General features: G+C 33.3%; 26 protein-coding genes. 11 read left to right on the forward strand and 15 right to left on the reverse strand.

Going from position 1 to position 26,295, the window contains the following annotated elements; all coding sequences use genetic code 11:
• Positions 1–5 precede the first annotated feature (5 nt).
• From ACQY22_RS09285 to serB, 4 genes are all read right to left on the reverse strand, one after another.
• Positions 6–242 (reverse strand): sulfurtransferase TusA family protein, encoded by a 237-nt coding sequence (locus tag ACQY22_RS09285; protein WP_048068830.1) that lies wholly within the window; start codon positions 240–242, stop codon positions 6–8.
• Positions 243–308: 66 nt separating this feature from the next.
• Positions 309–1,223: a PHP-associated domain-containing protein gene (locus ACQY22_RS09290; RefSeq protein WP_428324406.1), complete on the reverse strand. Its 915-nt coding sequence runs from the start codon at positions 1,221–1,223 to the stop codon at positions 309–311.
• A gap of 55 nt (positions 1,224–1,278) precedes the next feature.
• The gene (gene cofE, locus ACQY22_RS09295; RefSeq protein WP_428324407.1) at positions 1,279–2,004 is read right to left on the reverse strand and encodes a coenzyme F420-0:L-glutamate ligase; all 726 of its coding nucleotides are present in this window, start codon (positions 2,002–2,004) and stop codon (positions 1,279–1,281) included.
• Positions 2,005–2,038: 34 nt separating this feature from the next.
• Positions 2,039–2,689 carry a phosphoserine phosphatase SerB gene (serB, locus tag ACQY22_RS09300; protein ID WP_428325546.1) on the reverse strand — a complete coding sequence of 217 codons (651 nt, stop codon included), beginning with the start codon at positions 2,687–2,689 and terminating at the stop codon, positions 2,039–2,041.
• Between the two features lie 102 nt (positions 2,690–2,791).
• Here serB and ACQY22_RS09305 point away from each other — a divergent pair, with 102 nt between their 5' ends.
• The 3 genes from ACQY22_RS09305 to egtB are packed head-to-tail and all read left to right on the forward strand — an operon-like array spanning position 2,792 to position 5,924.
• The gene (locus ACQY22_RS09305; protein WP_428324408.1) at positions 2,792–3,076 is read left to right on the forward strand and encodes a hypothetical protein; all 285 of its coding nucleotides are present in this window, start codon (positions 2,792–2,794) and stop codon (positions 3,074–3,076) included.
• A 53-nt stretch (positions 3,077–3,129) separates the two neighbouring features.
• Complete coding sequence (gene proS, locus ACQY22_RS09310; RefSeq protein WP_428324409.1) at positions 3,130–4,572, forward strand: proline--tRNA ligase; 1,443 nt, start codon at positions 3,130–3,132, stop codon at positions 4,570–4,572.
• A gap of 41 nt (positions 4,573–4,613) precedes the next feature.
• Positions 4,614–5,924, forward strand: a complete 1,311-nt coding sequence (gene egtB, locus ACQY22_RS09315) for an ergothioneine biosynthesis protein EgtB (protein ID WP_428324410.1) — start codon at positions 4,614–4,616, stop codon at positions 5,922–5,924.
• 7 nt (positions 5,925–5,931) lie between these two features.
• Here egtB and ACQY22_RS09320 read toward each other — a convergent pair whose 3' ends face one another.
• Complete coding sequence (locus ACQY22_RS09320) at positions 5,932–7,185, reverse strand: two-component system sensor histidine kinase NtrB (RefSeq protein ID WP_428324411.1); 1,254 nt, start codon at positions 7,183–7,185, stop codon at positions 5,932–5,934.
• 63 nt (positions 7,186–7,248) lie between these two features.
• Between ACQY22_RS09320 and ACQY22_RS09325 the strand changes: the two genes are divergently transcribed.
• Entirely contained in the window at positions 7,249–7,908 is a 660-nt protein-coding gene (locus ACQY22_RS09325) for a DsbA family protein (protein WP_428325547.1), read from the forward strand.
• A gap of 48 nt (positions 7,909–7,956) precedes the next feature.
• Here the strand turns inward: ACQY22_RS09325 and ACQY22_RS09330 are convergent, their stop codons facing one another.
• Positions 7,957–10,653, reverse strand: coding sequence for a fibronectin type III domain-containing protein (locus ACQY22_RS09330; protein WP_428324412.1), 2,697 nt, complete (start codon positions 10,651–10,653; stop codon positions 7,957–7,959).
• Between the two features lie 162 nt (positions 10,654–10,815).
• Between ACQY22_RS09330 and ACQY22_RS09335 the strand changes: the two genes are divergently transcribed.
• Positions 10,816–11,409: an NADPH-dependent FMN reductase gene (locus ACQY22_RS09335; protein ID WP_428324413.1), complete on the forward strand. Its 594-nt coding sequence runs from the start codon at positions 10,816–10,818 to the stop codon at positions 11,407–11,409.
• Positions 11,410–11,457: 48 nt separating this feature from the next.
• Here ACQY22_RS09335 and egtD read toward each other — a convergent pair whose 3' ends face one another.
• Positions 11,458–12,480, reverse strand: coding sequence for an L-histidine N(alpha)-methyltransferase (gene egtD, locus ACQY22_RS09340; RefSeq protein ID WP_428324414.1), 1,023 nt, complete (start codon positions 12,478–12,480; stop codon positions 11,458–11,460).
• A 96-nt stretch (positions 12,481–12,576) separates the two neighbouring features.
• Between egtD and ACQY22_RS09345 the strand changes: the two genes are divergently transcribed.
• Complete coding sequence (locus tag ACQY22_RS09345; protein WP_428324415.1) at positions 12,577–13,542, forward strand: ABC transporter ATP-binding protein; 966 nt, start codon at positions 12,577–12,579, stop codon at positions 13,540–13,542.
• On the opposite strand, the gene ACQY22_RS09350 is transcribed toward ACQY22_RS09345, so the two are convergent.
• Complete coding sequence (locus ACQY22_RS09350) at positions 13,539–17,063, reverse strand: AAA family ATPase (RefSeq protein WP_428324416.1); 3,525 nt, start codon at positions 17,061–17,063, stop codon at positions 13,539–13,541. The two genes, ACQY22_RS09345 and ACQY22_RS09350, sit on opposite strands and share 4 nt — an antisense overlap.
• Before the next feature lie 170 nt (positions 17,064–17,233).
• Between ACQY22_RS09350 and ACQY22_RS09355 the strand changes: the two genes are divergently transcribed.
• The gene (locus ACQY22_RS09355) at positions 17,234–17,971 is read left to right on the forward strand and encodes a carbon-nitrogen hydrolase family protein (protein WP_428324417.1); all 738 of its coding nucleotides are present in this window, start codon (positions 17,234–17,236) and stop codon (positions 17,969–17,971) included.
• On the opposite strand, the gene ACQY22_RS09360 is transcribed toward ACQY22_RS09355, so the two are convergent.
• Positions 17,972–19,066: an inositol-3-phosphate synthase gene (locus ACQY22_RS09360; protein ID WP_428324418.1), complete on the reverse strand. Its 1,095-nt coding sequence runs from the start codon at positions 19,064–19,066 to the stop codon at positions 17,972–17,974.
• A 102-nt stretch (positions 19,067–19,168) separates the two neighbouring features.
• On the opposite strand from ACQY22_RS09360, the gene ACQY22_RS09365 reads away from it, so the two are divergent.
• From ACQY22_RS09365 to ACQY22_RS09375, 3 genes are read left to right on the forward strand one after another with little or no spacing between them, the layout of a single operon-like run.
• A complete protein-coding gene (locus ACQY22_RS09365) occupies positions 19,169–20,110 on the forward strand; it encodes a deoxyhypusine synthase (protein WP_428324419.1) in 942 nt (313 codons plus the stop codon).
• A gap of 37 nt (positions 20,111–20,147) precedes the next feature.
• The gene (locus ACQY22_RS09370) at positions 20,148–20,861 is read left to right on the forward strand and encodes a proteasome assembly chaperone family protein (RefSeq protein ID WP_428324420.1); all 714 of its coding nucleotides are present in this window, start codon (positions 20,148–20,150) and stop codon (positions 20,859–20,861) included.
• Positions 20,862–20,912: 51 nt separating this feature from the next.
• A complete protein-coding gene (locus ACQY22_RS09375) occupies positions 20,913–21,533 on the forward strand; it encodes a LysE family transporter (RefSeq protein WP_428324421.1) in 621 nt (206 codons plus the stop codon).
• Here ACQY22_RS09375 and ACQY22_RS09380 read toward each other — a convergent pair.
• The 3 genes from ACQY22_RS09380 to ACQY22_RS09390 all read right to left on the reverse strand — a co-directional run bounded on the left by ACQY22_RS09380 (position 21,530) and on the right by ACQY22_RS09390 (position 22,795).
• Positions 21,530–21,661: a hypothetical protein gene (locus ACQY22_RS09380; protein ID WP_428324422.1), complete on the reverse strand. Its 132-nt coding sequence runs from the start codon at positions 21,659–21,661 to the stop codon at positions 21,530–21,532. The genes ACQY22_RS09375 and ACQY22_RS09380 overlap by 4 nt on opposite strands.
• An 88-nt stretch (positions 21,662–21,749) precedes the next feature.
• Positions 21,750–22,502 (reverse strand): DNA-binding protein, encoded by a 753-nt coding sequence (locus tag ACQY22_RS09385; RefSeq protein ID WP_428324423.1) that lies wholly within the window; start codon positions 22,500–22,502, stop codon positions 21,750–21,752.
• Between the two features lie 41 nt (positions 22,503–22,543).
• Positions 22,544–22,795 carry a hypothetical protein gene (locus ACQY22_RS09390; RefSeq protein WP_428324424.1) on the reverse strand — a complete coding sequence of 84 codons (252 nt, stop codon included), beginning with the start codon at positions 22,793–22,795 and terminating at the stop codon, positions 22,544–22,546.
• 72 nt (positions 22,796–22,867) lie between these two features.
• On the opposite strand from ACQY22_RS09390, the gene dinB reads away from it, so the two are divergent.
• Positions 22,868–23,962 carry a DNA polymerase IV gene (dinB, locus tag ACQY22_RS09395; RefSeq protein ID WP_428324425.1) on the forward strand — a complete coding sequence of 365 codons (1,095 nt, stop codon included), beginning with the start codon at positions 22,868–22,870 and terminating at the stop codon, positions 23,960–23,962.
• Here the strand turns inward: dinB and artG are convergent.
• From artG to ACQY22_RS09410, 3 genes are all read right to left on the reverse strand, one after another.
• Complete coding sequence (gene artG / locus ACQY22_RS09400) at positions 23,946–24,890, reverse strand: thaumarchaeosortase (RefSeq protein ID WP_428324426.1); 945 nt, start codon at positions 24,888–24,890, stop codon at positions 23,946–23,948. The two genes, dinB and artG, sit on opposite strands and share 17 nt — an antisense overlap.
• A gap of 244 nt (positions 24,891–25,134) precedes the next feature.
• Positions 25,135–25,614: a hypothetical protein gene (locus tag ACQY22_RS09405; protein WP_428324427.1), complete on the reverse strand. Its 480-nt coding sequence runs from the start codon at positions 25,612–25,614 to the stop codon at positions 25,135–25,137.
• On the reverse strand, positions 25,615–26,277 hold the full coding sequence (locus ACQY22_RS09410; RefSeq protein WP_428324428.1) for a DsbA family protein: 663 nt from the start codon (positions 26,275–26,277) through the stop codon (positions 25,615–25,617).
• Positions 26,278–26,295: the final 18 nt, after the last annotated feature.

Consider the following 26,295-nt stretch of genomic DNA (forward strand, 5'->3'; position numbering starts at 1 on the left):
TTTGGTTATTTCACCTTTTTAATTTGGAAAGTAATTACATCTCCATCTTTAGACATGTCAAGTAATTCATGACCTTGTCTTGTTACCCATCTAGAAATATCATCTTCAGCTGCAGGATCATCAGCAGAAACTGTTAATGTTTCACCTACTTGCATTCTTTCAATTTCAATTTTGGTTCTAAATACAGGTTCTGGACAAAATAATCCAGTTGCATCTAATTTTTTTTCAGTTGATTCGGACATTTACTAATTGAAAAAGGGCGTTTTGTTATATTAAAAGCTATTTGAGTTTTTCAGATTAATTATTGCTTACAATGCCATTTTAAACATAGTTGTAAGATTCCTATCTTTCATAAAACTTGGATCTTGATTCTGAAAGTTGATTTTTTGGGAAATTCTTTTCATCAAGTAAATTGCAATTTTGTAAAAAAGTGTCCACATGTGGCTGTTCTGATTGGAATCATAAATTCTCAATAACAGAGTCAAAAGCCATTTTGCATTTGGGTAATGTTCAGAAATATAATCAATCAAATATTCTTTTGAATTGTTAATTTTGTATCTTAAATGATCAAGCGTTTCAGCCTGATATGCATAACCTGTTTGAGAAATCTCGATTCTTCCATGTTTCATAGCAAATAAAATATCATCTAGATTGTTTTCAGAATCAATTACATTAACGCATCGTCCAAGAGTAGACAAAACATGAGAGTCACTTCCAGCAACTTGAATCATGTTGTTATCTAAAGCAAATTCTGTTGCACGCGCATTAGATAAAATATCAACATTATTGCTGTTAAAGACCTCAACCATATCACATTTTTTTGCACTGTCACGTAATGCATCAAGTAAACTAAACGGATGAGGAGCAGATGAAACGCCACCTTGTTTTCTAACCTCATCAATGACTTCTTCAAGGGAAAGGCCAGGAGAGATTACATCATGAATTCCATAAGCTAGAACATGTGCACCGGTATCAGTAGTGATTTCTTCTGCAGGGAAAACATCGATATTTTTGAATTTTGAATGATTATTTTTGTATTCTAATAATTGATGATATCCATCCAATGTATTGTGATTTGTAACAAAAATTGCATCCAATCCTAAACTATATGATCGCTCAAGTTGATCTAGTATAGAGACATTACAATCATAAGGTGGTTCATCATCGCCTACATGAAAATTTGAAAAAGAGTTATGACAATGTAATTCAGCATTTATTGGCATTTTCAAATGAAATTTTTCGTCTTAGGTAATAATCTTATGGAATCAAAACAAAAAATTATCTAAAAAGATCTTCATGTTCAGGCCGGATTAATTCACCAGTTCCATGTTCATTCTTTGAGAACGAATAGTCTCGAATTATTGCTACAGGAGTTTTTAGTGTTTTTCCCATGACTAATTCAGATGCTGCTGAAAGTTCATCAGCAATTGCAATTGCAGTAACACGTAAAGTTTTCCCAAATGTATCTTGAGTTCCCTCATAGTCAACTATAGGAGACAATCCTGAAATTCCTATAGCGCAGTTTGTTTGTCCTAATCTAAATGGCCGACCAAATGTGTCAGATATTATTACAGCAACATCTTTGTTCGTATGTTTGAGAATTTTTTCACGTATGTTTTTAGCAGATTTGTCTGAATTCAATGGTAACAAAGTTGCATATCCAGATTTTACATTACTTTCATCAATTCCTGCATTAGCACAAATTGTGCCATCATTAGTTTCAACAATTAAAATTCCATTTTTCATACGAATGATTCGCTTTGATTCAGACAAAATTAATTCAGTAATTCGAGGATCCTTTTGATATTGTGAACTAATTCCTTCAGAAAGCAGGGAAGGTTTTACAGTAGACAATTCAATCATACGTCTTTCTTGCTTTGAAATTATTTTTTGAGCAATTACTATAATATCGCCATCCTGGATTTGATTTGAAGAGATAATTAATTCTGAAAGATCATCTGAAGGTTCAATCTCTTTTTCTATATGGACAGGTAAGATTTCCAAGCACAGTATCTGAGAGTATGGACTAAAAAATTGTTTATGCAGGAGTTGGAGTTTCTAATTCTAATTTGTAATGTTTGTTAATAATATCCAAAATTTTTGAAAGATCCTTTTCTTCCAAAGTTGTGGTTGCCAAATCTTTTACCAAATCTTGTGCACGATATGCAATTCCCAATCCACAAATATCAAATAATTTTACATCATTTGCGCCATCTACAACACAGACAATATTCTCTTTCTTTTCACCCCATTCTTCAATTTTAATTCGTGCAGATTTTGATTTATCAGAATCAACGTTAATTTTTACACCATCTAACTTTCCATCTTTGAAAATTAATTCATTAGAATAAACATAATCTAATCCTAATTCTTCTTTTAATCTGCCCATCATCAAGGTAAATCCACCTGAGACAGCCATCAGTTTCCAACCAGCAGCTTTTAGTGCTCTACAGGCTTCTTTTGCACCAGTCATAATAGGTAGTGCATCAGAAACTTCTTGACATATTTTTTCATCAAGACCCTTTAGAGCAGCAACTCTTGTTCGAAGTCCTTCTTCCCAGTTAATTTTTCCTTGAATTCCTTGTTTTGTAATTGCCCAAATCTCATCTTGTTTGTTGAGTTTTTCTGCAAGAATTGGGAGATATTCTTCATCATACAATACACCTTCAACGTCAAAAATTACTAGCAATTGATTTCTGTTTTGCAAAAATTTGCTAATTATATTAAAGTTTAAACTTTTTTGGGATCCAAAAAACGCTAGTAATAAATCACCGAAGTTAATTGTATAGTTATGGGCGAATTAGAACACAAATACGAAGTAGATATCAAAGAAAGAGAAGGAAGACAAAAACTACCTGATGATGTCAAGGCAGAACTAAAAACATCAGGAATGATGGATGATAAAGGGAAATTAAAGCTTAAAGGAGTCAGTCCAAAAATGCTCAAAAGGATGAAACAGGAATTTGTGGAATGTCCAGTTTTAAAGGACGATATACATTTTATCCAATGTTTTGTATGTCCAAATTTCCAAAGTAGAGTCACAGGACAAGTACTTTGTAAAGGCGATAAATTATAATCAAAAATTTCTCACGAAAAGCTCATTAGTTAATTTATTCTTGGAATTTTAGTTTGAGTAAAGAAGACGTTGGGATCACAGTTTCAAAAAAAGATGACTTTAGTGAGTGGTATACTCAAGTTGTACTAAAGGCCAAATTAGCAGATTATGCACCAGTGAAAGGATTAATCGTGCTCAGACCAGATGGAAATTCCATTTGGGAGTCATTGAAAACAACATTTGATAGAAAATTTGCAAAGAATGGAATTAGAAATGGATTTCTTCCAGTATTAATCCCAGAATCATTGCTAGGAAAAGAACAAAAACATTTTGCAGGATTTAATCCAGAGGTATTTTGGGTAACCCATTCAGGAACAAATGAGGTTGGCGACAGATTGGCATTAAGACCAACATCTGAAACATTAGCATATACATTATACTCAAAATGGATCCAAAGTTGGAGAGATTTACCACTAAAGATTAATTTTTGGAACACAGCATTACGTGCAGAAATTAAAGCAACAAAACCGTTTCTTAGAACATCAGAATTTTTATGGCAAGAAGGACATACAGTACACGTAACACAAGAAGAAGCAGAAAAAGAAGTAATGAAAATTTTAGATATTTACAAAAATACTGTTGAAGAAGAGTTAGCAATTCCAGTTATAACAGGAAAAAAAAGTGAGAAGGAAAAATTTGTCGGTGCAGTGTACACAACTACAATGGAATCAATTATGCCAGATGGAAAAGCACTACAAATGGGCACTTCACATTTCTTAGGACAAAATTTTTCCAAACCATTTGAAGTAAAATTTGCAGATAAAGATAATGTAGAACATTTTGCATGGCAAACATCATGGGGAGTTTCATGGAGATTAATTGGCGCAATGATAATGGCACATGGAGATGATCAAGGTCTTGTTTTACCACCTAAAGTTGCACCAACACAAGTAGTAATTGTTCCAATTTACAGAAACGATGAAGGAAAAGACAAAGTATTGCCAAAAGTAAAAGAAATTCAAGAAGAATTAGAATCAAAAAATATTAGAGTTCAAGTAGATGAACGAGAAGGACTTTCACCAGGATACAAATTCAACGATTGGGAGATGAAAGGAGTTCCAATACGCATAGAAATTGGGCCAAAAGATATCGAAAAACAAAGTATTGTCGTTGCAAAAAGATACAATCGTGAAAAAATAAATTTGCAATTTAATGAAATAGAAAAGATCATTTCAATTCTAGATGAAATACAAAAAAACATGCTTGAAAATGCAAAAACACAGTCAAAAGAAAATACAAAAAATGTTTCAGATTATGGAGAGTTCAAATCACAAATTGAGGAAGGTGGTTTCTTCAATGCACCATGGTGTGGCAAACTAGAATGCGAAGAGAAGATTAAAGAAGAAACAGGTGCAGATATACGAGTAATTCCATTTGATAGTGAAAATTCAGATATGAAATGCATGTATTGTGGAGAACAAAGCACGTCAGTTCCAATTTTTGCAAGAGGGTATTGATACATCAAATATAATAATACAAAAAAATCAAATTTTGAGTAATGACCACAAACCCAGAATTAACAAAGAGACAACCATTACTTGAACAATTTAGAGAAACTAGAAAAAGAACTTTAGAACTAGTGAAAACTCTAGAAAAAGATGACTTTGTGGTACAAACTGCATTTTTTATGAGTCCTCCAAAATGGCACGTAGGACATGTTAGTTGGATTTATGAAGCAATTATGAGTAAATTAGACAAGAATTACGAATTTTATTCAAAAGAATTTTCAGAATATCTTAATTCCTATTATCAACAATTTGGAGTTCCACATGATAAAGGGTTACGAGGAGTAATTTCTAGACCTACTGTTGATCAGATTTTTCAGTATTTCAATACAATTAATCAAAGAGTAGAGAAATTTATTGAAACTCAGTCTTTAGATGAAAATGCTGTCAGATTAATTACGATGGGATTTCATCATGAATGCCAACATCAAGAACTGCTAGTCTATGATTTACAACATCTTCTTGCTGAACAGTACAGACCAGTAAAGAAAAATCAAATTCAAAAACAAAACGATGTTGAACAAAACTCTGTTCAGATAAAGAGAGGATTATACACAATGGGTTTCAATGGAAAAGAATTCTGTTATGATATTGAACTTCCAGAACACAAAGTGTACTTAAATGATTACAAAATTGATGTATTTCCAGTTACAAACAAGCAATATCTAGAATTCATTGAAGAGGGGGGATATGAGACATACAAGTATTGGTTATCAGATGGATGGGAAAAAGTTAAAGCTAACAAATGGAATGCTCCAATGTATTGGGAAAAGATTGATGACAAATGGAATGTTAGAGACTTTTTAGGGATTAGAGAGATTAATCCAAATGAACCAGTATGCCATGTTAGTTTCTATGAAGCTGATGCATATTGCAAGTGGGCAGGGAAAAGATTACCAACAGAATCTGAATGGGAAAAAGCAGCTTGTTGGAATGAAGTCAAACAAGAAAAAACAGTTTTCCCATGGGGAAATGAACAACCTACGGAGGATAGATGCAATCTTCTTGAATCATATCATTGGGGATGTACTGAAATTGGAACGTATCCAGAAGGAATAAGCCCATCAGGATGTCAACAAATGATCGGAGACGTATGGGAATGGACATCATCAGAATTTACAGGATATCCAGGCTTCAAAACAGGATTTGATGAATACAATGACAAATGGTTTACAAATCAAAAGGTTTTGAGAGGAGGATCATTTGGAACACCAAAAATGTCAATACGAGGAAGTTATAGGAATTTCTTTAGATTAGATGAAAGATGGTTATTTTCAGGTTTTAGATGTGCTGAAGATATTTAGACCACAGTTAGAGATTTGAAGGAATCATAATCGTGAATGTTGTTGGATTGTTAGAAACTTTGATTGACCCTTCATGTTGTTCGATAATATTTTTACAGCTAGCCAAGCCAAGACCTGTACCTTTTTGTTTTAGAGTGAAAAGAGGCTCAAATATCTCTGATAAAGATTCTGAATTAATTCCGGGCCCAGAGTCTTCAACTTGAATCTCAATAAAATTATCAACGTTTTTCATTCTAACTGCAATTTTACCGTCTCTATGCACAGCATCAACTGCATTTAATAACAAATTTACAAATACAATCTCCATTTTGAGTTTATCACATTTTATGGAATAGTCTTTTTCAGGGTATGAAATATCAACAGAATCAGGAATAGAAACACGTTTTGCAGCTTGATTAATTATTTCATGCAAAGATGCTTTTTCTAATGAAATTTTGTTTGTTCTAACATAGTCAAGTACATCTTCTACTTGATGATTTATTTGAGTAACAGATTTTTTTATCAATTCTAAACGTTGAATGTCTTTCTCATCAGTTACGGTAGATTTTTGAGAGGTTAACAAATCAACTACTCCTTTGATTGTGGTCAACGGGTTACGTATGTCATGTGAAACTCGTGATGCAAGTTCTCCAATTGAAGCTAATTTCTCTAATCGTTTTTCTTTTTCAGATTGTTTCCTCAAAAGATCTAAAATAATTAATAACACCATTACATGTACTCCAACATTTAGGATTGCAAGACCAATTTGTAAAATTAGAAGATTTTTACTATAAATTTCATTTTCTTCCAACATTAGAGATAGTAAATAATCTAAAGCACCATTAGTGTCAAATTTTGCAGTATCAAGATTTGTAAATGCTAAATTATTAAAATTGAGTTTTGGATTTTCTTCTTTTAGAATTTCTTCTACATGATTAGTGTAAATAATTAATTTGGTTTGAGCTATATCATGTGCATTTAAAAATTTAGTTGGAAGGGGATTTATGGTTAAATCATGCGATATTCCGCCATTCCTTAATATGTCAAATTCCTTTTCCATGTGAATTACCAAGTTTTTAGGATCCGCGTATGTAACTCCATTAACATATTTGTGCAAATCAAAAATCAGTACATCTGAATGTTGTTTGAGTTCAGATACAAGAATTACAGAATTTTCAAAAACTGTATGTTCGTTCACAAAGTATGATAATGATAAAAAACTAGCAATAATTAAAATAATTTGTAGTGAAACAAGGATAGGAATAAGATGTCTTATGTTCATATTTGATTTTATCATTCCTAAACATTAATTATCAATTGCGATTTACCAACATTATTGACTAATATGCCAACTAAAATTGCAATTGCATCAGCAGTAATTGTAGTTGGAATTGTCATGAGTGTTTATGCAGTAGCTGGCATGGATATGGAGACCAAAGTTGCAGAAGCAACTAAAATAGATCTAGATAACATTAGGCAATATAGTCATTCTTTGGGAAGTCCAACTGCACCAATTACAATTATAGAGTTTGGTGATTTTCAATGCCCATTTTGTAGTGAGTGGTATAAAGAAACTGGAATGCCTTTGAATGAGAAATATGTAGAATCAGGCCAAGTGGAATTACTTTTTGTGGATTATCCATTTTTAGGAGATGACTCTTACCCAACTGCACATGCAAGTTATTGTGCAGAACAACAAGGTATGTACTGGGAATTTCATGAGACATTATATCTAAATCAAGGAGATACCAATGATGGATGGGCAAGTGCAGAAAAAATTAGAGATTTTGCAAATCAAGTTAATTTAGATATTGAAAGATATGACGAATGCATGGCATCATCAGAATTTAATCAGAAAATTGATCAAAGCCTAGAATTAGGAGAAAGACATGAAGTAAACCAAACTCCAACATTTATTGTTGTAAGTGGCGATGGAGCATACCAAAAAATTGAAGGCAAACAGCCATTAGTTGTATTTGAAGAACTAATGGAAAAAATGAGTTAATTTTACAAGTGTTTAAGGCATAACATTATCAAAGAATTCATTAGAAGGTTATTCTTTAGTTTTGATAACAGTACACACACCATCAATTAGTGTAGTACCAGTACCACAAAAACCATAAACTTTTTGGGGTTTTCCAGAATCATGAAAATCAACTGCTTGTTCTATTGAAGAATATTGCACATATTTTTCATCGAACCATTGTTTGTATTTCGGATCAATGTTGTAACGAGCCACATAGTAATATGGATCCATTGTTTCATCAACAAAGTCAGCAGGTACTTGTGGAGGCTCATCTATTCCAACTGCATGATAAATTGAATCATATTCTGAATAATTGTCATCAAACCATTTTTTGTAACTTTCCTCATCATTGTATCTATCTACATAGCTTTGAGGATCTTTTGTTTCATCAACAAAGGATGCAGGAATCTGTAATTCCTGTGGTTCTGTATTTACAGGTTCAGAAATGGGTTCGGATATAGATTCAGAACTAGTAAGAGAGTCATTTACCTTAATTTCCAATGTCTGAGAATCAAATAACTCGTTTTTCCTAACTTCAACTACAATATTGTATGTCTTACCACCATCAGAAGATGATGGAGTCCAGGCAAATGCTCCAGTGTTTGAGATTATTTTTGCACCAGAAGGAGCATCCTTCAGACTAAATACAGGATCTTTGATTGTATTATCAGTTAGTTTAACTGTAAATGACAATAGTTGTCCTTCATTAATTGTTAATTTGCCTAGAGGGCTAAGTTCAAGACCAGTAATCTTTGCAGTTGCAGAGGATTCATTTGAAGGTCCACTAACGCCAACTGAATTTATTGCTGAAACTCTATAGGCATATTTTGAATTCTCTACAAGTCCAGAGTGAGTATATGTCTTAGAAGAGTTTTGTGTGTCTTCAACTACAGTGCTAAAAGAGCCGTTGTCTTTTTTCGCTTCAATTTTGTATCCAGTGATTTCAGAATTGCCATCATCACTAGGCGCATCCCATGTAAGAGTTATAGAAGTGGGGGTTTTGGTGGATGCAGTTAATTTGATTGGGGATGAAGGAACAGTCACATCTACAGACGTTGAAACTAGTGGCTCTTCAGTTGTATCAGTAGAATCAGTTCGAGGTGTTGCAGATGCGGTGTTTGATTCTCCTGTTTGACCAAATCCAATGTTTGCAGAAACTGTATATGTGTAAGTTTTGTCAGTTGCTAAATTGGAAACAATAAATGTTCTAGTCTGTCCATTAGTACTTCCAACATCATCATAAACACCAGGAGTAAGTACGCGCTTTATGTTATAACCACTAATTGATTGTTGGAAGGTTTCAGATGGAGCCAACCATGAAAGTTTTATCTGATTAGGGGAAATTGCAGATGCAGTTAATGCTACAGGAGTAGTTGTAGATTCAGGTTTAACAGTAGTAATTGATGATACACTGCTAGTACCCACAGAGTTTATAGAATAAACACGATAACTGTAAGTTTCATCTTCAGATAATCCATTATGCACAAATGAAGTTACAGTGCTAGAGGTATCAGGAGTTATCGCAATATAGTTTTCAGAACCTACCCTATACTCAATCTTGTATCCAGTAATTTTTGGGATAGTTTCATGTTGTTCAGGTTCATCCCAGGTCAAAATAATAGATGTGGGAGATACAGGAGACGCATCAACATTTACCGGTTTTTCAGGAGTTTGTACAGCAGGTTCAGAATTTAAGTCAAAGACTTGAATTCGATCGTTTTTTGAATCTGCCACATATAACAAGTCATTAGAAGTATCAATGGCAATTCCTTGTGGAGAATCAAATTGACCATCAGCAGTTCCTAGAGAACCAAATTCATCAACATAACACACACCATCTACAACTTCTTCGGTATCACTAGGACATGTAGTGTCATCAACAATTTCAAAGATTTGAATTCTATCATTATCAGAATCTGCAACATACAATAAATTATTTTCAGAGTCAAATGCCAGTCCAGATGGATCATCAAATTCGCCCTCATCATCTCCAGAAGAACCAAATTCTTTAACAAAACATATTCCATCTACAGATTCAATTGTGTCACTAGGACATGTAGTGCCATCAACAATTTCAAAAATAACAATTCGATCATTTCCAGAATCTGCAACATACAAAAGTTCATCGGAATTGTCGATTATCATTTCACTAGGGTTTGTAAAATCATCATTACCATCAAATAAATCAAAATCAAAAAGAAAATTACCTGTAGAACCAAAAACAGAGATAGAGTCATTTTCAGCGTTTGAAACAAATATCTTTCTTGAAGAGTCTTGAATAACTATTCCTTGTGCACCACCAAGATAATCATCATTACCACTGTTAGACGAACCAAGCTTGAATTGAAACTCTCCATCATCATCAAAAATTTGAACTCGTTCATTTTCAGAATCTACAATAAAGAATTTCCCTAATGCATCCATTGCAATGTAAAGTGGGGCGTTAAACTGTCCATCTCCATCTTCTTCTGCACCATCAGCATCATCATTACAATCTTGGATTTGTGCAACATTACAAAACGTACCATACATAAAATCAGCATCACCATCATCATCAAATACATTAATTCTATTATTGTCATTATCTACAACATAGATTTCTCTACCGTTACTTTTTATCACAACATCAGTAGGATTATCTAATTCATCATCATCAGACCCAAGTGTTCCAAATTTGAAGGAAAACTCTACATCAGCATATGCAGTTGGTATTATTGCAATCATACCAATCAACAGTATGCCTAAAACAAAATTCGTGGTCAATATACCATGAATTTACACATATTTTTAATAAATAAAAAGAAAAAAAACGTCGCCCTTTTGATCAATTAGATTAACCCAAAAAGCACCTTCGTGGGAAATTTACGCAGTTTTGGAGAAAACTTTATGACATCACTTGAAAGTTTTTTGGGTATGAATGTAGCAGTAATCTTAGGTTCAGTAAGAAGTGACAGGAATGGTGCAAAAGTTGGCCAATATGTCACAAAAAAAATTCAAGATAGAGGGCATAAAGTATCATTAGTTGACCCAATGGAATTGGATTTACCAATTGTAGATAGAATGTATAAAGAAATGAAAAATCCTGAACCTAAATTTCAAAAATTACACGACATGATAATTTCTGCTGATGGGTATGTGCCAATTACACCAGAATACAATCGCACAATATCAGCTGCTTTGAAAAATACATTAGATTACTGTCTTGAAGAGTATTTTTTTAAGCCCTCTGCCATAGTGTCTTATTCAGTAGGCTCCTTTGGAGGAGTTAATGCAGCACAGCATCTACGACAAATTTTTGCAGAATTAGGCTCACCGTCAATCCCATCTTCGCTTCAAATTTCTAAAGTGCATGAAGCATTTGATGAATCGGGGAATCTTTTGCATCAAGAATATGAAAAAAGAATTGAACGTTTTCTAGATGAGTTTGAGTGGTATCTAAAATCATTAAAGAATCAAAGAGAGCAAGGAACACCCTACTAAATTCCATAGAAATTTGATTGTTTTTAGGCACAAGTTTTGAAGATTTTTTTAAATTTTTGATACCAAAGTTAATGAAAAATATTTTTTATCATCAAACCATGTGTGTTTTAATTCAAAACCAACATCATCAAGAAGATCATGAATTTGAGATATACGATATTTATGAGAATATTCAGTATGAATCAATTCATCTTTTTGCAATTTTAATTCCAAATCAGATTTTGAAACAATTACTGACTGATCAACTAGAGACTTCAAATACATTTCAATTCTCTGATCTTTTTCATTGTAAATTGCATGATGTGAAAAGTTTTTGAGATTAAAATCAGCATCAAGTTCGTCATTAATTCTAGATAGAACATTAAGATTGAATTTAGCAGTTATACCTTTAGAATCATTATAGGCAGATTCTAGAATTGTTTTGTCTTTTACAAGATCAAGTCCAATCAAAAATAGATCACCGGGTTTCATAGTAGCGTAAACTTTTTCCAAAAACTTGTAACCATCAATTGGTGAAAAATTACCAAAACTAGAGCCCAGAAATAGGATGAGATTGTTTTTATCATCATATGTCTTCAAAAACTCTAGGCCACCTTCATAGGTATCAATGATGCCAGTAATTGTGAGATTTTTGTAATGATCAAGTAATTCTTCAGAACTTTCTGTAAGAATTTCAGAGATATCTATTGGGAAATATTCTGTAAATTTTTGAGAAGATGTCAAAAAATCCAGGATTAATCGCGTCTTGGTCGAAGAACCACTGCCTAATTCTACCAATCTATAGTCTTCATCTAAAAATGAAGATAATTCATTCTGGAGTTTTTTCAGAATAGAAATTTCTGTTCGGGTAGGATAGTATTCAGAAACAGAACAAATTTTTTCAAATAAATCAGAGCCTTTTTTGTCATAGAAAAATTTGGGATGAATGGATTTAGAGTTTGTTCCAAGGCTAGAAGAGATTTCTTCGGCAAATGTCTTTTCAATTTTTGTAGCATGAGGTTTGAAATATTGTAATCTAGAATCAACAGTGAATTTCTTGTATTCTTTGTTTTTCTGTACAGTATTATTCAAGTATTAAAATCACCATTATAGGGCATAAAAGCCTTAACCCAATTCTTTACGCATAAACTATATCTCTTGATATACTTCTAAATTCAATAATATTTGTTGGATGAAATTCTCAAAATAGAACATTTGAAAAAATATTTTACCAAAAAAGGAATATTTGGAAAAGAATCTGACACAGTAAGAGCAACTGATGACATTTCTTTTTCTGTAAAAAAAGGAGAAGTGTTTGTGTTGGCAGGTGAATCAGGTTCAGGCAAATCAACTATTGCAAAACTAATTTTAAGATCAATACAACCAGACTCGGGGAAAATATTTTTTGAAAATCAAGAGATTGACAATCATTCTGAAAATTTGCAAAAAATTAGAATGGGGTGTCAGATGATTCATCAGGATCCATATGATTCGATAAACCCAAGAATGAAAATTGGAGATATTGTTTCAGAGCCACTAGAGATTCACAATATTGGAGACAAGGATGAAAGAAGAAAAAGAGTAATTGAGGTACTACACGAAGTTAAACTAGAACCAGCTGAAGAAGTAATTAAAAAATATCCACACATGTTATCTGGGGGTCAAAGACAAAGAGTTGTTTTGGCAAGAGCATTATCACTAAAACCAAAAGTGATTTTAGCTGATGAGCCAGTTTCAATGCTTGATGTATCAATAAGAGCTGAAATGCTAGAATTGATGCAGGAATTACAAAAAAAATACAATATTTCATTTATCTACATCACACATGATTTGGCAACTGCAAGGTATTTTGGTCAAAGGATAGGAATTTTGTATTTAGGTAAAATTGTAGAGATAGGACCCATTGATCAGGTTCTTCTTAGTCCAAAACACCCATACACACAGGCATTAATTGATGCAATATCAGAGCCAAATCCAGACAACCTACACAAAGAAAAACAAATCAGAATCAATGAGCCATCAGATACAGACATCCTTCAAGGTTGTAGATTCAGAAATAGATGTCCATATGTAATTGACAAATGTGAGACAGAGCCAGAGTTTGAAAAAATTGATGATGAGCACTTTTCAGCGTGTCATGTAGAAATTAACTAAGATGTTCTAACTGAAGGCATGCGTTTGTCTTTGTAAGTAACAACATTAGACACACCATTTTTTGGGAAAACACCATAGATCAGTTTTGCTTTTTGAACTACAGAGTCTTTTAGAGAAACCATAATGAATTGACTTTCTTTTGCACGTTCTTCTAAAATGTTTGATAATCTCTCAGAGTTTGGGGCATCAAGATGTGCGTCTACTTCATCAAACAAATAAAATGGAGAGGGTTTTAGTTTTTGTAAAGCAAGTACAAATACAATTGCAGCTAATGTTTTCTCACCACCACTAATGGAAGTAGATTCTCTTTTTGGTTTGTTTGGAAATTGTATCAAGTAAGAAATTCCAGAATTAAATATATCATCTTCATTTTGTAATTCTAACCAAGCATTTCCGCCAGTCATCTTGTTGAAAATTAATTTGATTTCTTTATCGACCTTGTCAAATGCATCCAAGAATGTCTGACGTTTGTCTTTTTCAATATCTTCAATGAATTTTACTATAGAGTTTCTTTCTTCTTCAAGAGAATTCTTTCTAGTGGACATTGAACGATAGCCATAAGAAACTTCAAGATATGTTTCAGGAGCTTTTGCATTTAGTGCATTAAGTGAAGCTAGTTCTGCAGATAATCCTTGAACAATTGATTCTACATCAAATGTCTCCATGTCCTTATCAAAGCCAAATGCAGAGAGAATTTGTTGTAATTTAGTCTCATTTTCTATCAAATCATGCAGATCTCTATTCAAAGAATCAGATTGTCTTTCCAAAGTGTTGATTTGTTTAGTTAATTCACGGTCTTTTTCAGACAAAACTTTTAGTTTATCATCAAATTCTTTGAGTTGACCAATTGAGGAACCAGATGTCTCAATAAGTTCTTGCTCTTTTTCTCTTAATTTAACAAGAACTTCATTCTTTGATTCTTTTTGGGTTTCTAATTCATTGATTTTTGTTTGTAATTCTTCTTTTTCTAAATTCAATGAACGCTCTTCATCGTGAAGACGGTTAGATTGTGATTTTTCACGGTTATCTTGAGTTTCTAATGTTGTTAGTTGTGAAGATTTGTCACGATATTCATTTGTAATGGTGGTGTATAATTTCTCAACTTCTGCTTTTTTTACATTGATTCTAGATAATTCGTTTGCAATACGTGCTTGCTCGCCACTTGCATAATTGTCTTCTACAATAGAAATACGTTCTAGTAATGATTCAACATGTGATTCGTTTGTAAGAACTTCAGATTCAATATTTTGATCACGTGAAGTCAAATCAGCAATTCTGTCAGTGAGTTGTTTTTTCATATTCACTGAAGATTCAATTCTAGGTGTAAGAGTAGAATAATGTTCATTAGTAGATGCTAAAGACTGCTCAGAAATTGAAAGTCGTTCAGAATTTGATTGAATAGAGTCATCTAATTTTTTAATAGAGTTCTTTTTCAGCTGAAGATATTTCTTTACAGCGTTAATTGATTGGAATAATCCATCAACATCACTGCTCATAGAAATTAATTTGGTAAGTTTTGATATCTTGGAATTAATATCAATAACAACAGTTCCGCCCTTTGCCTCAAAGTATTCACCATCCATGGTAACTGCCTTGTAGCCAGATTGAGAAACATTGTATGCAGATTCTCTAGTTTTTGTGAGAACGATATTGCCAAACAGGAAGGTTTTGAGTTCAGAATAGGCAGGTTTACAGCGAACAAAGTCTGAAAGTACGCCTATTACTCCTGATTCAGTTGGTAATTTTAGTTTGAATTTAGGAATTGCATCCATAGGAATAATCTTGAGTTTTGGTAATTTTCTAGAGCGTGCAAACTCTGCAATTCCAAGAAGTGTTGCAAAGTCTTTTACAACTATTGCTTTAATCCAATCAGAGCTTACAGCCATTATGGAACGCTCGTATTCTTTATCCCAAGAAATCATTTCATAAACTAGTCCTTCAATGCCGAGTTGTTCTGCATCTTCTTTTAATTTTGCAACAGTGTAATCTTCATGCATGAATCCTTTCACAGTTTTAATTTTTGATTCATAGCGCGTTGCAGCTTTGTTAGATTTTTCTAAAATCTCACCCCACTCATCCATTTCAGAAATAATTTTAGATTTTTTTAGTTGTAGTTTTTTTATTCTGGATTTTAATTCAGTGATTGTTGCGTTATGATTCTTAATCATTGATTCTAATTTTGATTTCGAAGAAGTTAATTCTTCAATTCCATGTTCAAGATCTTGAAGTTTTACAGTATTTGATTCAACTTTAATTTTTGATTCTTTTTTTTCATGTTGAAGTTTAGAGAGTTTGAGTTTTGCATCATTTAGTTGAGCAGTTAATGTTTTAATTTTTTCATCAATTTCAGATTTTTTAGCAGCAGCTTTGGATTGTTCATCCAATATTTTGTTTCTTTGAGAGTCAACAATTTCTAAATCAGAATTGATTTTATTTTTCTTAACATTAGTTTCTTCAATTGATTCTTTAATTTTTAAAATCTGTGTGTCGATATCACTTCGTGCACTATCAACATCTTCAAGTTCTTTTTGTATTTCAGGAATTCTAGATTCGATTTGTTCAATTCTTTTCTTTGATGCAGATATTGCGCTGTTATCAATTTCATATTGTTCCATTGCAGTTGCAATTTCAATATCAAGGGCAGATTTTGCTTGAGTGTAATCATTAGCTTCTGCCATCAGTTTTGATTTTTCAGATTCCAAAGTTCCGATTTCAGTTCTCAAACCACTTCTTTCATCATCAAAAGTGGTGATTTCAGCAGTAATGGAGTGTAAAGTAGAGTCTTTTGTTTCTTTTTGACCAGAAATGACCTTGAGTTTATTTGCAGCAGCTATTGCCTTGTATCGGTTTAGTTCACGTTCAAGAATATCATGACGTAATTTCTGATTACGTTCTTCTTCAAGTTCATCAATACGTTTCTTAATTTCACCCATTTTTGCCAAAGCAATCTCCAACCTCCTGTCTGCCTCATCAAGTTGTTTTACTGATTCTGCTTTTTTCTCATCAAAATATGACAGCCCAATCAAATCTTCAATTGTTTTTCTCTTTTCTTCAGATGTGAATTCAGAAATTCTTGTGACAGTTCCTTGTTGTACAGCGTTAAGTTGGCCCAATCCAGCATTTGCCATATCAAGTAAATCAAGGATGTGACTTCGATTAGTTTTCTTTTTGTTTAGATAGTAGGTGTTTTCACCATTGGCATCCATTTCTCTTGTAATCTCAACAGTGTCAGTGTCAACAGGAATCTTTCGATCAGAATTATCAAAGTGTACACTAGAACGTGCCATTTTTGGTCCACGTCTATTTCCTTCAATATCATGAATTAGTGATCGTAATTTATCAACTCTCATAACTTTTGGTTTATTCTCACCCATTGCAAAAATGATTGCATCTAAGATGTTACTTTTACCAGAACCATTAGGACCTGAGATCGATACAAGTCCTGGTTCAAACTGAACAGTAGTATTCTTAAAACCAAATGACTTGAAGCCGAAGATCTCAACTTTTTTTACATGAACCAATAACAATATTGTCTCAAATGGTGAGATAATCGATGTTTAACAAGTTTAGTTGACACTATTGCATAATTTTTCTTGTTTTAGTATGATATTTTTCGTAACGGTAAAGAAAAAATATTTTACAATAACCCTCTTGTGCCTACTTATAATTACCAAGTAAGGAGTTTACAAGTATGACAAAATTAGGATTGATTCAAACTAGATCATATGATACGGATCAAAAAGCCATTTCAGATGTTGCAAAAATTTTAAAAAAATTAGGCAGAAATGAGACTGAGATCGTATGCTTGCCTGAGCAATGGTTAAAAAATAATCACATTTCAAACTGGGATTTACAATTTGATGAATTCAAGGTAATTGCCAAAGATTTTGGGATGACCATAATTCCAGGCGCATTTTATGAAACGATAAGAGGCAAGTCATCAATTGTATCACCAATTATCGGACCCAAAGGAGAATTCATAGGAAAACAAGAGAAAATACATCCATTTGATTATGAGCGAGATAACATCAAGCCTGGAAAAGAGGCTAAAATTTTCAAAACCGCATGCAAATTTGGCATAGTTATCTGCTATGACATGGTATTTCCCAAAGTAGCAAACACTCTAGCAAAAAAAGGGGCCCAAGCATTACTATCTCCAAGCAGAATTGTACGAAGAGGTATTGAACCATGGGAGATGTATGTTCAAGTAAGAGCATTAGAGAACAGAATCCCAATTATTGCAGCCAATGTAGAGAATCATAAATTTGGAGGTAATAGTTTGATAGTAGATTTGAGTCAAAATAACAAAATAGTCACTACAAAAATCACTAAATTAAACGGAGAACAAGGTGCATCACGTGAGTTTGATCTTAAAAAATATGAAACAATAAGAAAGAGTAGATTTTCAGATTCTAATAAATTTCAGTGATTAGTCACCTGCAACAAACTTTTCACAAGCAGTTTTTGCTTTAACATCAGATGTTTGTTCAATTGGATGTTTCATGAGATAAGCACTTGCAGGTTTAATTGGCCCGCCAACACCTCTATCAAGTGCAATTTTTGCTAATCTAATTGCATCAATTACAATTCCAGCAGAATTTGCTTTATCATCTACTTCTAAACGAACCTCCATGTTGTAAGGAATGTTTGCCCATTGGCGTCCTTCAATTCTCATAAACATGAGTTTTGTATTACCTAAAAATGGGATAAAGTCAGAAGGACCAACATAGATTTGATCATCATCTAATCGTTCATCAAGTTGACTTTGAACACTTTCAGTTTTTGAAATTTTCTTTGAGACAAGTCTATCTTGTTCTTTCATATTTAGAAAATCAGTATTACCCCCAACATTGATTTGGTATGTCTTTTCAATTTTAGTTCCCCTATCATTACATAGTTTAGCTAGTGTTCTGTGAACAATAGTTGCGCCAACTTGTCCTTTGATATCATCACCAATACAAGGAATATTTTTTTCAGCAAATTTCTTTGCCCAATTCTCATCAGATGCGATAAACGAAGGAATACAATTTACAAATGCAGTGTTTGTGTCAAGGCAAATTTGTGCCCAATATTCAGTTACTTTATCAGAACCTACAGGCAAATAAGACACAATTATTTCAACACCAGTATCTTTGATTACTTGTTTTACTTCTTCAGTGATTTCTTCAACAGACTTTGGATTATCAATAGGTTTGATTCTGTTTTCCACCCATAGTCCAACACCATCTAGAATTGGACTTTCATAAATTTTAGCATCTGTTTTTGGCAATTCATCTTTTGGAATCCAGTCAACCATGTTTGGAAATGCATAGATTGCTTCATGGAGAGGTTTTCCAACTTTATTTTCACCAACATCAAAACCACAAACAAAATCAATATCATGAATACCATAACCAGCTAATTTATCGTGAATAATTCCAGTAACTTCTTGATCAGGATTTTTTCTGTAATATTCAATACCCTGAATTAAACCTGAAAAACAATTACCAATCCCTACTAATCCTACCTTAATTCTATCTGCCATTCGAAAATTGGTGTAATTGGGCGGGTTTAAAGTTTTCTTAGAGAAATTAAAAAACAACAAGATTAAGGCAGAATTTTATACTTGACATCGACGATTAAGATCATGTTAGAACCAGGCCGTCCTGTAAAAGACATAGAAATTGATTCTAATACATCTATTGAAAAAATATTTGAAGAGTTATCTCAATCAGGAGGATTTGAATCAGTCAACCTATCAGCAGGAGTAGAAATTTTATCAGAAATGATTTCAGACAAACAATGTCTTAGATTCATCTCATTTGTAGGAGCAGTAGTATCCACAGGATTGAGAGGAATTCTAAAAGATATGATCAAAAACAAATGGTTTGATGTAGCAATAACAACTTGTGGTGCATTAGATCATGATATTGCAAGACACTTTTCACATTACAAAGAAGGATCATTTACAATGGATGACAATGAACTTGCAGACCAAGACATTCACAGATTAGGCAATGTACTTGTGCCTATGGACAGTTATGGACCACTAATTGAAGAAAAAATGCAGGCATTCTTAGAGGAAGAATATCAAAATGGAGTCAAAGAAATGACTACAGCCGAAATTTGTAAAATGATTGGAAAACATCTAGGAGAAGATTCATTTCTTTATTGGGCATACAAAAATGACATCAGTGTTGTAGTTCCAGGAATTATGGATGGTGCAGTAGGAAGTCAAATTTGGTTATTTACACAAAAACATAATGACTTTAAGTTAAACATGGCAGGCGATGCAGATTTACTTTCAGGGTTTATTTTCAAAGCTGAAAAATCAGGAGCATTCATGATTGGGGGAGGAATTTCAAAACATCATACATTATGGTGGAATCAATACAGAGAAGGATTAGATTATGCATTTTACATTACAACTGCACAAGAATTTGATGGTAGTCTCAGTGGAGCATTAGTTAGAGAAGCAATTTCATGGGGCAAAGTCACACAAAAGGCAAAACAATCAACATTGCATGCAGAAGTTACAACAATCTTGCCATTTATCTATGCAGCACTAGTATCAAAACTACAAAATTAGACAAAACCTATTACCTAATAAAAGAAAAAATCAAAATATGTATCCAAAAATAAGAATCAAAGAATTCAAACCACTTAATCTAGAAGGAGGGTATCTTATTGATGGATTTCCATCAGCAGGTTTTAGCAGTGCAATTGCAACAGAATCAATGGTACACACATCAAAATTTGAATTAGCAGGAATTATTGATTCAGATACATTTCCACCAATTAGCGTAATTAAAGATGGTAAACCAAACTATCCATCAAGAATTTTTGTAAATGAGGAATTGAAAGTCAGTGTGTTTTTGTCATACCTTACACTTGATCAATCACTACACAAGATTACAGCTAAAACAATGCTAAAGTGGGCACAAAAACACAAAATTGGATTAGTGGTAAGTAGTATCGCAGTAAAGTCTCCTAATGAAGATGAAGAGTTGATTGGAATTGGAAGTACAGATTCTGCACGAGAAAAAATAAAAAATGCAGGACTAAAGGTTTTAGAACATGGAACAATTCCAGGAATTCCTGGAACGTTGCTGAATGAGGCAAGTGTTACAGGACAAGATGTTATCGTGATTATATTTCACACAAACGGAGAAGGGCCTGATTTTAAATCAAGTGCACAATTATGTGTGGCAATGTCAAAACTAATTCCTGGTACATCATGTGACATTCCAGCTTTACAACAAGAAGCAGAAAAAGCTGAAACTGTTATCAAAGAAGCTGAAGAAGAGTCAAAACACATGAAAGATTCTATGTACATGTAAGATTTATTGACTATGTTTATTTCATTATTAAAATAATAAAAATTGAATTAGATGGAACAGTTCTTTGAATTTGCAGTACTAGTGATAGTCATATCAGCATCAGGAGTCATGGCACCAGGGCCGCTTTTTGCAGCAAACATATCATATGGGTTAAGAGAAGGTGCAAAATCAGGCATCAAAATGGCTACAGGTCATGCAATTGTAGAGCTGCCATTAGTCATATTGTTAGGAGTAGGAATTTTTTCATTAGAAAGTTTTCCAGAATTTAGAGCAATCATTTCAATTTTAGGAGCAATAACACTTTTTGTCTTTGCAGCATTACAAATCAAAACAGTTCTTAAAGAAAAAGAATTTTCAATTACAAATCCAAAACAAGGCGCGTTAATTACAGGTGTTTTGCTAAGTGGACTAAACCCATTTTTTATTATTTGGTGGTTAACCATAGGATTCAAATTAATTTCAGATGCCATGATGATTTGGGCATTTTCAGGCATGTTAATCATGTTTGGATTACATATTTGGATGGATTTTGCATGGTTGGGAGGAGTTTCATTTTTGGCATCAAAGAGTCTCAAAATTCTTTCAAGCAAAAATTACAAGATATTGATGATAGGATTGAGTGTAATGTTGATTTATTTTGGGATTACATTTTTACAAGAAATACAATATTAGCCACAATCAAGAATTTCTATTTGAGGCTCACATGAATCATTAAACAAATCAATTTTTTCAACAATTACTTCACAAAATTCTGGATCAAGTGTGTCTTGATATGAATTAATTTCATTTAAAATTGTCATATGTTGAATCCCGCAAGAAGAATTAGAAAAAAATATTACAAGTATTGAAACTAAAATTCCACTTAGAACTATCAGAGGGATTTTGAATTTATTCTTTTGAGATATCAATTTCCATGGTAGAGACATTTCGTTGCTTACCATCTTGAGAAGTTAGTGAATCAGATGAAATTCTTACGTCACTAATCACATATCCTACAGAGTCCATTCTTTTTACAATCATTTGAGATACATCAACTGCTTGAGTAATTCTTTTTCCTCTAGCTTTTATGGTAACAGTTTGTCTTGTTGAAAGTTGTGTTAAAGTTGCAGAAACATAAGTCATGATAGGTTTTGTGCCAACAAAAATCACATCACGTTCTTCAGTAGGTTTCGGGATTTCTGTTTTGTCAGAAGGAGTTTCTGGTGTTGGTTCAGGTTCTGGTGTTGGTTCAGGTTCTGGTGTTGGTTCAGGTTCTGGTGTTGGTTCAGGTTCTGGTGTTGGTTCAGGTTCTGGTGTTGGTTCAGGTTCTGGTGTTGGTTCAGGTTCTGGTGTTGGTTCAGGTTCTGGTGTTGGTTCAGGTTCTGGTGTTGGTTCAGGTTCTGGTGTTGGTTCAGGTTCTGGTGTTGGTTCAGGTTCTGGTGTTGGTTCAGGTTCTGGTGTTGGTTCAGGTTCTGGTGTTGGTTCAGGTTCTGGTGTTGGTTCAGGTTCTGGTGTTGGTTCAGGTTCTGGTGTTGGTTCAGGTTCTGGTGTTGGTTCAGGTTCTGGTGTTGGTTCAGGTTCTGGTGTTGGTTCAGGTTTATTTCTAGAGTCAAATTCTGATAAAATATCTTCTGCATCTTTTGATTTTTTGTTGTTACTCAATTCGTTATTCCTTTAATAAGAAAATTCTCTCTCGCTTTTATTTAATTATTCAGGTTTTGACCTTTAAGATATTCATCAAATAATTTTTCCAGATCGTTATCATTGTTAATTTCCTTGATTTTTTCAACAAGATTTTTTTCTTCAATTTCATAACAGTTCATCACATCTTGAGAATCTTTGAAAACCAACATTGCTTTTTCTTTGAAAATACAATGATAGAGTTTTTCTGTTTCCATTTTTTCAGGTTTTATCTTCACACCATTTTCATCAACAGACACAGGATAATCATCCATGAAAGTAGTATCTAGACTGAGTATTTAGATGAATACACAATATTGTAATAATCTAAAGTTCTTCTTACATTATTGGAAACAAGAATCGTTTTCCACATAGATTTTGACTATTTTTATGCCCAGTGTGAAGAGATCAGATCACCAGAATTAAAATCAAAACCAGTTTGCGTATGTGTTTTTTCAGATAGAGGAGGGGACAGTGGAGCAATTGCAACTGCAAACTATACTGCAAGAAAATATGGGGCAAAATCTGGAATACCAATAGCATTTGCCAAAAAAAGATTAGAGGAAAGAAAAGATGCCATATTTCTGCCTGTAGATTTTGATTATTACTCTGAAATATCTGAAAAAGCAATGAAAATCATGGAGGAGTTTGCAGATGTTTTTGAATATGTAGGAAGAGATGAGGCATACTTGGATGTAACAAAAAGAACAGAAGAGGATTTTCACAAAGCAAGTCATTTAGCTCAACAAATTAAAAATTCCATAAGAGAAAAAACAAAACTAAGTTGTTCAATTGGAATCTCTCCAAATAAATTAATTTCAAAAATTGCATCAGACTTTCAAAAACCTGATGGATTAACTGTTGTATCACCAGAAAAAATTGATAAATTCTTAGACTCATTAAAAATACGAGACATTCCAGGAATTGGAAAGAAAACAGAACAAAGATTTACAGAAATGAGTTTAGAAACAATTGGAGATGTGAAGAGACTTGATGTTTTTACTTTGAATAAAGAGTTTGGTAGAAAAAGTGGAACTTACATCTACAATGCAGTAAGAGGAATTGATAATGAATCAGTAAAAGAAAGAGAGCCCAGTATCCAACATGGGAAAATTGTAACTCTAAAAAAAGATTCAAAAGATTACAAATTTCTTTTAGAGAACACATTAGAATTATGTAAAGAAGTTCATGAAATAATTCAAAAGAAAAACCAGATGTTCAAATCAGTTGGAATAAGCTTTGTTCAGTCAGATTTATCCAACAAAACAAAATCAAAAATGCTGAGAAACCCAACTATGAGTTTAGAGGAATTAGAAAAAACTGCTGAACAATTACTAAAAGATGCACTAGAAAATCAAACAATTACTATTAGACGATTAGGAGTCAAAGTTTCAGAACTTTCAGAAAGTCAAGGACAAAGAGACATTACGAGTTATTTTTAGACATTCCATTTTGTTCTTCTTGTTTTTTGAGGCGCCGAGATTCAATTAAGATAACTACCAAAATAAATGCAAATAACCACGGCAGGAACATGATTTCACCTGCAATTTTATGATATTCCTCCCAAGCCACAGGATCAGTTGTAACTTTGAGGGCATACCAAGACAGAGAAAATATTCGAATCAAGTTTACAATGATGGTTCCAATGATTCCTAAAACAAAGTACATAGATTTTCTTGCTCGAGGAATATTCATCTTTAGCATGAATGCGCCAATGACTAATGAGAAGATGATAATGCTGTGAACGCCAGCAGATGGCCAAAATACTTGAAGTGCCATTGAACCATGATCACCACGTAAGAACATGACATTGTCTCTTGCAACAGCAGTACCAAGTTCAAGTGCTGTGATTACCCAAACATTTGCTTGTACAAAGTATGGTACAATGTATTGTAAAGGACCTAACGTATCATAAGGAAAGAATGCATCAAGTGACAAAATAATTGCAGTACCAGTTAAGAAGATAGGTCCTGCAGGTGCAATTCTAATCCATCTTTTTCCAAAGAAGATAGACAGTGCAACAACAATGAATATTGCCATAACAACAAAGTCCCACATCCATGTCCATGAATAGATTAATTGAACATTGAATTGTTCTGCAGATTCAACAATATAATCTCGTAAACCATATTCTAATGATATAAGATAAGAGATTGTTAGCAGAGAAATTGGAATTACTGCAAGTAATCGTTTTTTTGAAATTACAATCTTTAGACCAATAAGTTCTGCTACAACAAAAACAAGTGCAAAGAGATATCCACCTCGACCTTCATTCCAACTCCAAGCTACAGAATCAGGATATGCGATCATTGAAAATAGAATTGGACTGGCAATTATCAGAATTCCAGCAATCAAATTCAAATTTTGCATTACGTTAAACTTGAAAAAGGCAAATAAATAGCTCGACCTTGAAAATTCTCTAAATTCATTTGTTCATAATCAAAGTGGGAAAAAGATGCTAATCTTCAGCATCTTCGATTTCATCGGCGTCTGGATCTCTCCTACTTGGCCTAATTGGAACATAGATGAATGTCACATAGATAGTGTATCAGACTTTAAGATACATTCAAAGGTCGAAAACGTTTGCCTAAATGGTAATTTCTAGTGAATCAATTCAAGATTTGATCTTACATTCAATCTTGAGTGACTTGACAGTCGTGAAATAAGTCAGTATCAATATTCCAATAGCAACAAGACGGATGGGGATTTCATAATTTGTCAGAAATGCAGTTGCCGTTGCCCCAACTGAGCCAAATGTAGAGATTACTGCAAATCCTATTGGGCCACAACTACAGGCCCCAGCTGCTGCACCAATTATAGAACCGGCAATTCCACCCCCCATCTTCTTTTTGGAGTTATGAAGTAGTGTTATTCTAAATACATTCATTGGAATTACTATTGCAGATAATGCAGATAAAATTACAATTAGTGCAAAACCAAATTCAGTTCCAGATGGAAGATGACTTACAACATAGGGTTCAAGAAAAACATATTCAGACATTATTAGCAATCCAATTAACATTGGAACAAATATTGCAATTGAAAGCCCAATGTATTTGAAATTTGAAAAAACAAGTTTTAAGATATTTGTCATCTATACCATTGGATCCAGAACTTGTTTAAAGACGGAAAATGGTTGTGCACCACCAATCTGTTGTTGACCGTCAGGGCCCACGATAAAGAATCCAGGAGTTCCTCTTACATTGTGGTCTCTTGCTTGTTGAGTATTGTATTGAACTCGTTTAGAATATTTTCCAGAATCAAGACAGCTTTCAAACAATTCCATATCTAATCCCATTGAAAATGCAAATGCCTTTAGTCTTTCAGTGTCAGCCCAACCACCATCAATTTTGGATTCTTGTGCATTATACAACATGTCATGATACTCCCAATACATTCCTTGATCTTCAGCACAGTAAGTTGCTTGAGCTGCAGGACCTGAATCACGTCCCAAGAATGCCATGTCAACAAAAACCAAATTTGCTTTTCCAGTGTCAATATAATCACGAGTTATAGCAGGTTTTGTATTATGGAACCAGTTGTAACATTGATGGCATTGATAATCACCAAATTCAACAATAGTTACAGGAGCTGAAGGATCACCTAAGATTGGAGACCCCATAGCAGTGGAGATGGTTCCATGAGTTCTAGTCATGTCTAGATTTACAGTTTCAGTAGGAGTGGCAGACAAGGATGCAGCCACACCAGCAATTATTGCAATAGCAACGACACCTATAATCACGCCTTTCTTATTCATGTACAGAAGAAATGAGAT

The sequence above is a fragment of the Candidatus Nitrosopumilus sp. genome (assembly GCF_965263415.1).
Taxonomy (GTDB): domain Archaea; phylum Thermoproteota; class Nitrososphaeria; order Nitrososphaerales; family Nitrosopumilaceae; genus Nitrosopumilus.

Bases quoted from the DNA above. Each gene is read 5' to 3' on its own strand.
- ACQY22_RS09285 (WP_048068830.1), bottom strand. From the start codon at position 242: ATGTCCGAATCAACTGAAAAAAAATTAGATGCAACTGGATTATTTTGT.
- ACQY22_RS09290 (WP_428324406.1), bottom strand. From the start codon at position 1,223: ATGCCAATAAATGCTGAATTACATTGTCATAACTCTTTTTCAAATTTT.
- ACQY22_RS09305 (WP_428324408.1), top strand. From the start codon at position 2,792: ATGGGCGAATTAGAACACAAATACGAAGTAGATATCAAAGAAAGAGAA.
- egtB (WP_428324410.1), top strand. From the start codon at position 4,614: ATGACCACAAACCCAGAATTAACAAAGAGACAACCATTACTTGAACAA.
- ACQY22_RS09320 (WP_428324411.1), bottom strand. From the start codon at position 7,185: ATGAACATAAGACATCTTATTCCTATCCTTGTTTCACTACAAATTATT.
- ACQY22_RS09325 (WP_428325547.1), top strand. From the start codon at position 7,249: ATGCCAACTAAAATTGCAATTGCATCAGCAGTAATTGTAGTTGGAATT.
- ACQY22_RS09330 (WP_428324412.1), bottom strand. From the start codon at position 10,653: ATGATTGCAATAATACCAACTGCATATGCTGATGTAGAGTTTTCCTTC.
- ACQY22_RS09335 (WP_428324413.1), top strand. From the start codon at position 10,816: ATGACATCACTTGAAAGTTTTTTGGGTATGAATGTAGCAGTAATCTTA.
- ACQY22_RS09355 (WP_428324417.1), top strand. From the start codon at position 17,234: ATGACAAAATTAGGATTGATTCAAACTAGATCATATGATACGGATCAA.
- ACQY22_RS09360 (WP_428324418.1), bottom strand. From the start codon at position 19,066: ATGGCAGATAGAATTAAGGTAGGATTAGTAGGGATTGGTAATTGTTTT.
- ACQY22_RS09365 (WP_428324419.1), top strand. From the start codon at position 19,169: ATGTTAGAACCAGGCCGTCCTGTAAAAGACATAGAAATTGATTCTAAT.
- ACQY22_RS09370 (WP_428324420.1), top strand. From the start codon at position 20,148: ATGTATCCAAAAATAAGAATCAAAGAATTCAAACCACTTAATCTAGAA.
- ACQY22_RS09375 (WP_428324421.1), top strand. From the start codon at position 20,913: ATGGAACAGTTCTTTGAATTTGCAGTACTAGTGATAGTCATATCAGCA.
- ACQY22_RS09380 (WP_428324422.1), bottom strand. From the start codon at position 21,661: ATGACAATTTTAAATGAAATTAATTCATATCAAGACACACTTGATCCA.
- ACQY22_RS09390 (WP_428324424.1), bottom strand. From the start codon at position 22,795: ATGGATGATTATCCTGTGTCTGTTGATGAAAATGGTGTGAAGATAAAA.
- artG (WP_428324426.1), bottom strand. From the start codon at position 24,890: ATGCAAAATTTGAATTTGATTGCTGGAATTCTGATAATTGCCAGTCCA.
- ACQY22_RS09405 (WP_428324427.1), bottom strand. From the start codon at position 25,614: ATGACAAATATCTTAAAACTTGTTTTTTCAAATTTCAAATACATTGGG.
- ACQY22_RS09410 (WP_428324428.1), bottom strand. From the start codon at position 26,277: ATGAATAAGAAAGGCGTGATTATAGGTGTCGTTGCTATTGCAATAATT.